This window comes from Lactobacillus ultunensis DSM 16047 (assembly GCF_001436305.1).
Classification (GTDB): domain Bacteria; phylum Bacillota; class Bacilli; order Lactobacillales; family Lactobacillaceae; genus Lactobacillus; species Lactobacillus ultunensis.
This window is the reverse complement of sequence record NZ_AZFO01000001.1, coordinates 90,474-102,580: the sequence shown is the minus strand read 5'-3', so window position 1 is coordinate 102,580 and position 12,107 is coordinate 90,474. Positions and strand designations below refer to the sequence as shown.

Below are 12,107 nucleotides of genomic sequence, written 5' to 3'. Positions count from 1 at the left end.
GATGATTGCTAACCAAAGCAATCATCTTTTCATTTATTCAAATTTCCAATCAACGGTCCGCTTAAACTTTTCATTCGGCAAAAGAGTAATTTGACCTAAGTCATTGTCTTCAGCTGGTGGACACTGTGCTTCAAAGGTTAGTCCATCATATTGACCAATATTATCAGGGATACCTGTATGATCAAAATGATTACCAGCATAGAGCACTAACGCTGGAGCATTTGTTGTCACAGTCAATTTATGCTTATTTGAACTCAACACTGCATTCGGCAGATTGCCATTTAAAATGAACGGATGGTCCAATCCATTGCGAAGTTTGATTTGAGCATCATTACTATGTAATGCATCCCCTACTCGCTTTTTCTGTTTAAAATCAAAGGCCGTACCTTCAACCTTTTCCATGCCACGATCAGGTAAACCTGTTTCATCAACAGGCAAATAATAATCTGCATTCATCTGCAAATCCAAATTCTCTGCTCGATCGCCTAAATTGAAATAAGTATGGTTAACCGGATTAAAAATAGTCAGTTTATCACTAACAGCTTCTAAAGAATAATGCAAAGTATTTTCATTATCAAGCTCATAGCAAGCATGTAATTTTAAATTACCAGGATAACCATTATGCCCATCTGGATCAAATAAAGTTAAATCTACTTTAGCAGTTTTTCCATCACAAGATGATCTAAAATTCCAGACTTGCATATCAGTCCCAATACCGCCATGAATATGATTTTCACCATCATTTAACGGCAATTGATGGATTTCTTGACCATGCTTCCACTGTCCTTCACGCACGCGTCCAGCAATTCTACCAACGGTACCGCCTAAGAAGTTGCGTTCTCTTGAATAATCCGCTGGTGACTTCAATGATAAAATCATATTTTCACCGTTAAGCAGTACTTTTTCAAGAGTGGCACCATAATTCAGAACTTTGACGACCATACCATGGTCATTTACCAATGTGATTTCGCATAGATCTCTATTATCTTTTCTGCCATATTTTATAAAAGAAGTTTTCATTATTAGCCTACATTTTCAATCAAAGCTGAGATAAATTTATTCCAGCCTTTGTCGCCGTCTGCATTATTCTTAAACACACCGGCATCTTGTAAAACTTGCTCAAAGACTTCAACTAAAGCCTGTTCCATTACTTGATCGACATTGTCCTTAGTAATGTTTTGTTCTGACTTAATTTTGTCAGCCCATTCTTTATGACTGTCAGCCATGTCATTATCTTCGTCAAGCCAGTATTTCTTAACTTCTTCAAGCTCACTCTTCAGACGACCTGGTAAAATAGCACGTCCCATAACTTCAATTAAGCCAATATTTTCCTTCTTAATATGCCATAACTGCTTGTGTGGGTGGAAAATACCGAGTGGATAATCCTTGCTAGTATTGTTATCACGCAATACCAAATCAAGCACAAAACTCTTACCCTCACGGTGCATAATAGGAGTTACCGTGTGGTGACGCGTTTCTCCATCAAAGGCCTTAATATCACGATCAACATCAGAATATTGATCCCAGAACTTAATAATCTTGCTACCAAGATCGATTAGATCAAGTGAATTATCACTAATGAGGCGCAAATCACTCATTGGCCAATCAACAATCCCAGCCTTAACATCTGGATATTCATTAAAGATAACAGATTTCTTAATCTTGGCCTTCATCATTGGGAAGGTGTGACGACCACCTTGATAGTGCTCATGAGCTAACATTGAGCCACCAACAATTGGTAAATCAGCATTTGAACCAACGAAGTAATGTGGGAAAGTCTTTTCAATTTCAACTAAGTTAATCAAAGTCTGCTGGTTAATAACCATCGGAATATGCTTTTGATCCAAGAAAATACAATGTTCATTGAAGTAAGCATATGGTGAATATTGGAAGCCCCATGGACGACCAGCAATATTCATGCGAATAATTCTCAAATTAGAACGAGCATTTTTACCATAGCCACCTAAGTAGCCTTCGTTTTCAAGGCAAAGAGCACATTGTGGGTATTTTTTGCCAGTTGCATGAGCCGCTGCTGCAATAGCCTTTGGATCTTTTTCTGGCTTGGACAAATTAATCGTAATTTCAAGGCCATGTCCTTTTGAACTAGTTCCTGAAAAGACAACGTTTCTGGCAATAGCTTCTTTTTTAACGTAATTGTTGTTTACACAAAGCTTATAGAACCAATCAGTTGCTTTTTCAGAAGATTTTTCCATTTTTTGCCAAAAGATACTATTAGTCTTAGATGGAGTTGGGGTTGCTAAATCATACAGTTGATCATTCAGCACCTCACGTGAAGTTACATCATCTGGAATTTTTTTATTCTTCACAGCCATATCTACTAATTGTTTAACAGCTGCTTGATCATTTTCTTCTTCATCATGATCACCAACCAGACCACGAACCTTATTAATTACATAAACACGATCAAGCGGCTTATAAGCACCACTACTAATTACTTCATCCGCAAACTTTTCAATAACCTTCATAACTTACCCTTCCATAAAAATTATATTCTCTTAGTACCATCAACAATTTCTGCATCATAGAAGCTGGCATCGTAACCAATCTTGTCACGGTAAATATCGCCAACATGTTTCTTAAAGTTTTCTGCTTCTGACTTCTTAACAATAGCAATTGCACTACCACCGAAGCCACCACCAATCATTCTGGCACCTAATACACCAGGTTGTTTCCATGAAGCTTCAGCCAACGTATCAAGTTCCTTACCAGTTACTTCATAATCATAATGAAGTGAAACATGTGAGGCATCGATTAAACGACCCAACTTCTCCAAATCTCCATCTTTCATCGCCTTAGTTGCACGTAAAGTTCTTTGGTTTTCACTAACAGCATGACGAGCACGCTTTAATTCTGTCTCATCATTGATAAGGTAGGAATATTCATCAAAGGTATCGTTGTCTAACTCACCTAGTGCCTTAATATCAAGCTTTTGTTGTAATTTCTTAACTGCATCATGACATTCGCGAACACGGTCATTATATGCAGAATCGGCCAAAGTATGTGGCTTGTTAGTGGCCATGATAATAATTTCATATTCGCCTAAAGCAAGTGGCATATATTCATATTTTAAAGTGTTGCAATCAAGGAAAATGGCACTATCTTTTTTACCCATAATGCAGGCAAATTGATCCATGATACCTGAGTTCAAGCCAACGAATTCATTTTCTGTTCTTTGACCCATCTTAGCTAATGAAATACGATCAACATCTAAGTTAAATTCATCTTTTAAGATAATCCCCATTAGCATTTCGATGGCAGCACTTGATGATAAGCCTGAGCCTGATGGTAAGTTAGCTTTAATATACAAGTTAAAGCCATGATTAATGTTGTCATATTTTTCACGTAAGTAAGTGATCATACCTTTAAAGTAGTTAGCCCAGAAACGATCGTCCTTCTCTACAGTTGTATCATCAATATCAAATTCGACGATGTCACCATCAACGTTGCCTGAGAAAAGACATACTTTCTTGTCTTCTCTTGGACCATAAACGCCATAAACACCTAAGCTAATTGCGGCTGGGAAAACATGCCCACCATTATAGTCGGTGTGTTCACCAATAACGTTAATTCTACCTGGTGAGAAGAAAACATCTTGTCCTTTTTCACCAAAAGTCTTTTCGTATTCAGTAAGTAATTCTTCTTTATTCATTGTTTGTACCTCAAATTTGTTCTGTAATCGTTTTCAGTTACTAGTATATTCTTTTTGTTTTATTTAGTAAATAGTTTACTTAAATAAATAAAATATTTTATTGAGATATAAAATAAAAAGCCAGACATAACGTCTGACTTTAAATAAATCTATGAGGGAGACTTATTTAGATATTAGTATTTGGACATCCCACCTTTCTATTTTTTGTCTAGCCTTCTTTCCCGTTAATAAATCTTGATAATCTCTTAACTCACTAGGTAACTCTTGTTTTTTCTTACTCATATTGAGTACAAAATATAGTGATTGACCATTTTCGGTAATTCGCTTAGTAATTTCTAAACCGGCTCCATTTCTAATTACTGATTCAACATTCGCTTGCAAAATAATATGATTAAGGATTTGTGTTAAACCTTGATGCTGTAATTTAGTACCGATATACCAAGCCTTACCCTTTCCATATTTATTTTCGGTAATCGCGGCTGTACCAGCATAAAATTCATTAGAATATTTAGCCAGTACCTTAGCTCTACCTGGATGAATCAAATCACAAATAAAACTAGCTTCATAATCATGATCATTGAATGAAACAATCGTTTTATGACCTGGTACAATTGCATCACTTTCTTCTACCCAAATCCCCGTAACTTCTTTTAAAGGACCTGGATATCCACCTAGATAAATGTTATCAGTTGAATTCACCATGCCTGACATATAGGTAGTTACAAAATTACCACCTTTTGCGACATACTCATTAATTTTCTCTGCTAATCCCACTTTAATCATATAAAGAACAGGCGCCACAATTAAATCATACTTTTTAAAATCGTCATCCACGCTAATAATATCCACCGGAATATTTCGCTCATAAAACTGTCGATAATAATCTAAAATCGAATCAACATAATTTTTATCCTGGTTAATACCATCTACATATTCATATGACCAGAAATTACTCCAATCAAAAACAATTCCAACTTCGGCTTGAGTCTTAGATCCTAAAATTGTTGGACCTACTTTCTTCAACTTTTGGCCTAAATCAGTTAATTCACGAAATACTCTAGTATCTGTTCTTTGTGAATGAGCAATTACAGCACTATGAAACTTTTCTGAACCGCCGACAGCTTGCTTCAATTGGAAGAATTGTACAGTATCAGCACCATGAGCTACGGCTTGTAATTCAGTCGCTGCCATTTGGCCTGGACGTTTCAACGGACTATAAGGCTGCCAATTAACTGACGAAGGTGCCGATTCCATTAACATAAATGGTTGATGTTTCAAGCTTCTCATTAGGTCATACAAGAATGCTGGTTGATAAGCTGGAGCATCATATGTTGGATAACTATCATAAGAAATAATATCTTGATCTTTAGCCCACTTTTGATAATCAATCATCTTGTTTGGCAAACTATGGAAGTTAGTTGTCACTGGTGTATCAAAATCATACTTTCTGATAATTCTCTTTTCCATCTTAAAGAGATTTTGCAAACTCTCAGATTGGAAACGAAGATAATCAATAGACAAGCCAGCCACAATTGTTTCGCTACCTTCAGGACCCCATGCATCCCCTAATTCATTAGGAACTACAATTTCATCCCAATCATAGATAGTATGACTCCAAACATTCATGTTCCAAGCTTTATTTAAATTATCCAAACTGTGATATTTGTTTTTCAGCCAAACACGAAATGCATTTTGACAATTTTCACAGTAACAGTTGCCACCATATTCATTATTTACGTGCCAAACTACAATATGCGGATTATCGCCATACCGTTCAGCTAGTTTTTCTACCAATTCACTAGCTAATCTTTGATAATTCTTACTGTTAGGACAAAAGTTATGGCGCTGACCAAACACATGCCGTCTGCCTTGGTAATCAACTCGAGCCACATCCGGATATTTCTTAAACATCCAGGCAGGCATGACTGCAGTTGATGTCCCCATTACAATACTAAAGTTGGCTTCCGAAAGTTCGGTAACTACCTTGTCCAATTTAGCAAAATTAAATTTACCTTCTTCTGGCTCAAGTAAAGCCCAAGAAAAAACGTTGATCGTTGCTGAATTAATATCAGCTTCTTTAAAAACATGAATATCTTTTGACCAAGTTTCTTCAGACCATTGATCCGGATTATAATCTCCACCGTATAAAAAGCGTGTTAGTCCTTTATTCATTGTTATTCCTTATCTAAATTGTACATTTATTACTTTATCTCCATGTTTAACAGTTGTTCCTTCCAAAACTTCATCCGTTTTAATAATTCTTTGAGGTTGAGAATAGAAAACAACTACTGTATCTTTATATCCTTTATTCAGCGCTAAATCACGATCAAATTCAAGCAGTAGATTTCCTTTCTTTACCTTCTGACCATCATCATAAAATGTTTCAAAACTTTCACCACGTAAGTTAACCGTACCTAAGCCTACGTGAACAATCACTTGTAATCCATTATCTGAAACAATTTCAAAGGCATGTTTGGTACCAAAAGTGAATTTTACTTGACCATCAAATGGAGCATATATTCTACCCATACTTGGTTTAATTGCAAAACCTCGTCCTGGAAATGGTCTACCATTCTCATCAACTACAGATGACATCTTCATCAATTCACCATCAGCTGGTGCAAAAATTTCTAATTCTTTAGGACGAAGTTGATTATTTAAAACCGTCTTTTCAATTTTTCCTTCGGCCAATTTATCTTTCAATTCTTCGACAACCTGTGCGTGCTTCTTTTCAGTTAAAGTTACTTTGGTAAGAAAAACTACTACAGAAGTAATGGCTAAAACCAGTGGGATATATAAAGCCATCATGTTAAATGTAGAAATATCTTTACTGGTCATATCTGCTGCAGTAGCTGTTCCTGTCATACCTGCGGCGATAGCAACATAGCCAACTAAAGCATTTGAAACTGCTCCAGTAAATTTATCAATCATTGGTCGAACCGCTAATACAACAGCTTCATTTCTTTGACCATTCTTGAGCTGACCATATTCAATAGCATCTGTTAAAGTTAATACTGTTACTAATTGAGCAAAGTTGATATTAAATAAAACTAATCCTAAATCCATCAAATAAACGTTGTTACGCCCAACAATGAATAAAACATAGGCGATAGCCATACAAATTTGACCCGTTATAAAAAGCCATTTTCTTGGAATATATTTATTTAAAATTGGGAACAATGGACTAATAAACAAACCAATGATTGTTGCAATTACACCAACAATCCAAAATTGTTCAGGCTTACCAATTACAAATTTATACATGTAGAACAACACGCCTGTGGTAATTACGTTAGCCAATGAATACAGTAAATAAGCTAAGCTAGGCCAAAGGATCTGATCATTATGAAAAATTGCACCAAAGACTTGCCCAATTGATGTTTTTTGCTTAGCAGAATTTCTGATAATATTATGCTTTTCTTTAGTACCGACACAGACTGCTATCGCACAAATAATTGCTAGTATTGAAATCACTGCAGCAAAAGCTAACCAGCCAGGTGCACCTTCCTCATGCTTACCAGTAACCGCAAAAGTTACACCAGTTACAATAGGAACAACAATAATAGTTAAACCGTTCCAACCAATTGCTCCTGAGAAAGCCCCTAAAGCAGTATAGATACCACGTGCATGTGAATCTTCACTTAAAGCTGGAACCATTCCCCAATATGACACATCGGATAATGAATAAAACACATCAAAGCCAATGTAGATTAACACAAACAAAACAGCAAATAAGAGCCAACTCTTTTGTGCTAATCCAAAAATACCAGTAAAGAGAACTAAAAGTAAAACGGCACTAACTAACGTACCAATCAAAATCCACGGTTTAAATTTGCCCCATCTTGATTTTGTATTATCAACTATGTTACCCAATATAGGATCAATAACCAATTCAACTATTCTAATTAAAACCATTAATCCGGTAATCAAGCCAATTAATCGATCAGCCACAGCTTGGTTTACCCCACTAAACATGCTACTGGTGATAAAAATAATAAAGTAAGTACTCATCACTCCATAAAATGCCGCATGACCTAAGTTACCAAAACAAAATGATGCGTAGGAAATAAGTTGTTTTCCCGAATTTTGATGTCTATGCATATTTTTTCTCCTCATACAACTCTTTTGTAATCGTTTGCATGCTTAAGTATATGCTCTAAATTATTTTAGTAAAGTAATTATCTTGATTTACTAAATTATTTACCTTCACAACAAATAAAAAGAGAATGCAATTAATCTGCATTCTCTTCTTAAAACTTAAACTAAAAATATTTTTGTTTAGTAAATAATTTACTCAGCCTTAGGGATGAAACTCTTGCGAACCACTAAATTAGTATTCATGTTCACATCCATGTGTGCTCTATCAGGCTTAATGATCAAGTTAGTCAACATATCCAATGCCATATCAATCATCTCTTGCTGATTAATATTGTATGAAGATAGTGGTGGTGACACATATTTAACCACATTACTGTTGTTAATACTCAAAATAGCTGTATCTTTAGGAACATTGATGTTTTTTTCATTGAAGGCCTGCAATACACCAACTGCTAACGTATCTGAAGCAATCAAAAATGCATCCGGTAAATTGCCTTTACATTTTGCAATTACTCTCTTCCCTAACTTATAGCCATTTTCAACACTAAATGGTCCATCTACAAACATCCATTTATTCTCTTTGCCTCGCACCTTAATATAATCTGCAAACGTAGTAGAACGGATATCTGTTTCTTGAATATGATCATGCTTAGGGCCAAAACCGCCAATAAAACCAATTCGCTCATAGCCATTCTTAATAAATAGATCAATTGCGTTCTTAACAGTTAAGCTTAAATTTGGTCTAATAGAATCAAATAATTCAGGAGCTGGATTAGTATCGACAAATACGCCATTAGGTAATACTTCATGCAGTTTTCTTAAACTGGCGTTTTCAATTGGCCCCGCACCAACACCAATAAAGCCTTGGAATGAAGAAGCATTATCAATTAAATCATTGATATCATAAAACGTCTTCATTTCTAAAGCTTCATGTTCAACTGTAGAAATTAAAGCCTGCTTCAAAGAAGTGAAATATTCGTCTTGCAATTGTTCTTCATGATTTACTCGATAAAGTAAAGCGATAGTAGGACGAATCTTCTTTTCCTGATGGTCTTTCCAGTAACCCAAACGATTAGCTATTTCTAGTATTTTATTCTTAGTATCAGCTGTGATAGACAGATTAGGATCATTATTCAACAGACGAGAAACGGTAGCTGAAGAATAACCTGATTCAAGTGCAATTTCTTTAATAGTTGTCATAATTATTTCTTTTCTAGTTACAAATTCTTATCTTTATTATACAAAATATTTACTAAATTTAAATAAACTACTGCCACTTTTTCACTTGTAGCCAAAGCTATTTGTTGAGTAAATATGTAAGTAAATAAAGGTTAATGTTTTATTAATGCGGTAAATGCGTTATTTTACGTGCTATAATAAAACCGTTTTCAAAATATTTTATTCATAGAAACTAGGTATTAGCATGAAAGCAAATATTAAATGGCTTGATGACCCTGAAGTTTACAGAGTTAACCAATTACCTGCTCACAGCGATCATCCCTTTTTCAAAAATTATCGTGAGTGGCAAGAACACCATAGCAGCTTTAAGCAAAGCTTGAACGGAAAATGGAGGTTTAATTTCTCTAAAAATCCTCAGAGTCGTCCAGTTGATTTTTATCAACCAGAATTTGATTCATCTTCATTCGATTCTATTCAGGTTCCAAGTGAAATCGAACTCAATGGCTATGCTCAAAATCAATACACCAATATCCTCTATCCATGGGAAGGAAAAATCTATCGTAGACCGGCCTATACATTAGGTAAAGGCATCGAAACCGACTCTTTCAGTCAAGGGAAAGACAACACTGTTGGCTCTTATATTAAACATTTTGACTTGAATATAGCCCTATTAGGACATGAAATACATATTGTCTTTGAAGGCGTAGAGAGAGCAATGTTTGTTTATCTTAATGGTAACTTTGTCGGTTATGCCGAAGATAGCTTCACCCCGTCAGAATTTAACCTTACCCCTTTTATTAAAGAAAAAGACAATCTTTTAGCTGTTGAAGTTTATAAACACAGTACTGCTTCATGGCTGGAAGATCAGGATATGTTTAGATTTTCTGGTATTTTCCGTTCAGTAGAATTATTGGGTATTCCAGACACCCACTTAACTGATTTAGACTTAAAGCCTACCGTGGTTAATGATTACCAAGACGGGGTATTCAATGCTAAATTGCACTTTACTGGTAAAATGGAAGGTTCAGTTCATCTATCAGTGGAAGATATCTACGGTAAGACTATTTTAGAAGAAAACACGTCTGTCAAACCTACTATAGCTATCAGCGATAAATTGCTTAAAGACATTCATCTATGGGATAATCATGACCCATACTTGTATCAACTAATTATTGAAATTCATAACCAATCTGGGCATTTAATTGAACTTGTACCTTATCAATTTGGTTTTAGAAAAATTGAAATTACCACTGACAAAGTTGTTTTACTCAATGGGAAAAGACTGATTATCAATGGGGTTAACCGTCATGAATGGGATGCAAAACGTGGTCGCAGCATAACACTTGATGATATGAAACAAGATATTCAAACTTTTAAAGAAAACAATATCAATGCTGTAAGAACTTGCCACTATCCTAACCAAATTCCGTGGTACTACATGTGTGATCAAAATGGTATTTATATGATGGCCGAAAATAACCTAGAATCTCACGGTACCTGGCAAAAAATGGGACAAACTGAGCCATCTGATAATGTACCTGGATCAATTCCTCAATGGAAAGAAGTCGTCATCGACCGAGCTCGCAGCAATTATGAAACTTTCAAAAACCATACTGCTATTCTTTTTTGGTCGTTGGGTAACGAATCTTATGCTGGCAGTAACATTGTCGCAATGAATGATTTCTACAAAAATCACGATAATTCTAGACTAGTTCATTATGAAGGCGTTGCTCATCGTCCTGAATTAAAAGATCAAATTTCAGACGTAGAAAGCTGTATGTACCTTCCTCCTAAAGACGTTGAAAAATATCTTCAAGATAGCCCTCAAAAGCCATTCATGGAATGCGAATATATGCATGATATGGGCAACTCTGATGGTGGCATGAGTTCCTACATCAAATTACTTGATCAGTACCCTCAATACATGGGTGGCTTTATTTGGGACTTTATTGATCAAGCTTTACTGGTTCATGACTCAATCAGTGGACAAGATGTATTGCGGTATGGCGGCGACTTTGATGACCGTCATTCTGATTATGAATTTTCTGGTGACGGATTAATGTTTGCAGACAGAACACCTAAGCCAGCTATGCAGGAAGTGAGATATTACTATGGTTTACACAAATAATCAATTACATGTTATTTACGGCGATGCCACTCTTGGTGTTAATGGTCAAGATTTTCAATACATTTTCAGCTATGAACGAGGCGGCTTAGAATCTTTAAAAGTGCAAGATAAAGAATGGCTGTATCGCACCCCTACTCCAACTTTTTGGCGTGCAACTACTGATAACGACCGTGGCAGTGGCTTCAATTTAAAAGCTGCTCAATGGCTGGGATCTGACATGTTTGCCAAATGTACTGACATCCATTTAAAAGTAGATAATCATGATTTCTCTAAATTACCTATTGCTCCTATTGATAATGAATTCAGCAATCAAGAATATGCTAATAGCGTTGAAATAACTTTCACTTATCAAACTTTAACTATTCCTGCAACTGAAGTAAAAATTATATATAATATTGATAATGATGGACACATTCATGTGACAATGCATTATTATGGTAAAAAAGGTTTACCGCCACTTCCTGTAATTGGTATGCGTTTCATTATGCCAACGCTGGCTACAGGCTTTGACTATCAAGGTTTATCTGGTGAAACCTACCCAGATCGGATGGCTGGCGCAAGTCATGGCAACTTCCATATTCAAGGATTACCAGTAACCAAATATCTGGTACCTCAAGAAAATGGGATGCACATGCAAACTAATAAACTAACGATCACACGCAATACTACACAGAATAATGCAGATACCTTTGGTAAATTCAATCTAACAATTCAGCAGGATAAACAACCATTTAACTTCAGTTGCATACCGTACACTGCTGAAGAATTAGAAAATGCAACTCATATTGAAGAATTGCCTCTTCCACGTAGAACCGTCCTAGTCATTGCAGGTGCAGTACGTGGTGTCGGCGGTATTGACAGCTGGGGCAGCGATGTAGAAGATCAATATCATATTGATCCAGAGCAAGATCATGAATTTTCATTCATCATCAACTAAATCTAAATAATTTATTTAAATTTAGTAAATCTTTTACTAAATTATGTGCTATAATGTAATCGATTTCAAAAGCTAATAACTATTAAAAGGAGCAT

8 protein-coding genes are annotated in these 12,107 nt (G+C 35.6%); 2 read left to right on the top strand and 6 right to left on the bottom strand.

From position 1 onward, the window contains the following. Positions 1 to 33 precede the first annotated feature (33 nt). From FC57_RS00480 to FC57_RS00455, 6 genes are all read right to left on the bottom strand, one after another. A complete protein-coding gene (locus FC57_RS00480) occupies positions 34 to 1,020 on the bottom strand; it encodes an aldose epimerase family protein (protein WP_007126481.1) in 987 nt (328 codons plus the stop codon). A gap of 2 nt (positions 1,021 to 1,022) precedes the next feature. Continuing rightward, positions 1,023 to 2,486 carry a UDP-glucose--hexose-1-phosphate uridylyltransferase gene (locus tag FC57_RS00475; RefSeq protein ID WP_007126482.1) on the bottom strand — a complete coding sequence of 488 codons (1,464 nt, stop codon included), beginning with the start codon at positions 2,484 to 2,486 and terminating at the stop codon, positions 1,023 to 1,025. Between the two features lie 20 nt (positions 2,487 to 2,506). Then, positions 2,507 to 3,670 carry a galactokinase gene (locus tag FC57_RS00470; RefSeq protein WP_007126483.1) on the bottom strand — a complete coding sequence of 388 codons (1,164 nt, stop codon included), beginning with the start codon at positions 3,668 to 3,670 and terminating at the stop codon, positions 2,507 to 2,509. Between the two features lie 162 nt (positions 3,671 to 3,832). Then, entirely contained in the window at positions 3,833 to 5,842 is a 2,010-nt protein-coding gene (locus FC57_RS00465; protein WP_007126484.1) for a beta-galactosidase, read from the bottom strand. A gap of 9 nt (positions 5,843 to 5,851) precedes the next feature. Next, on the bottom strand, positions 5,852 to 7,771 hold the full coding sequence (locus FC57_RS00460; RefSeq protein ID WP_040529770.1) for a sugar MFS transporter: 1,920 nt from the start codon (positions 7,769 to 7,771) through the stop codon (positions 5,852 to 5,854). 189 nt (positions 7,772 to 7,960) lie between these two features. Beyond that, positions 7,961 to 8,968 carry a LacI family DNA-binding transcriptional regulator gene (locus FC57_RS00455; protein WP_007126486.1) on the bottom strand — a complete coding sequence of 336 codons (1,008 nt, stop codon included), beginning with the start codon at positions 8,966 to 8,968 and terminating at the stop codon, positions 7,961 to 7,963. Positions 8,969 to 9,191: 223 nt separating this feature from the next. Here FC57_RS00455 and FC57_RS00450 point away from each other — a divergent pair, with 223 nt between their 5' ends. Next, complete coding sequence (locus tag FC57_RS00450) at positions 9,192 to 11,075, top strand: glycoside hydrolase family 2 TIM barrel-domain containing protein (protein ID WP_007126487.1); 1,884 nt, start codon at positions 9,192 to 9,194, stop codon at positions 11,073 to 11,075. Beyond that, the gene (locus tag FC57_RS00445; protein WP_007126488.1) at positions 11,059 to 12,012 is read left to right on the top strand and encodes a beta-galactosidase small subunit; all 954 of its coding nucleotides are present in this window, start codon (positions 11,059 to 11,061) and stop codon (positions 12,010 to 12,012) included. The genes FC57_RS00450 and FC57_RS00445 overlap by 17 nt, the downstream gene beginning before the upstream one ends. Positions 12,013 to 12,107 lie beyond the last annotated feature (95 nt).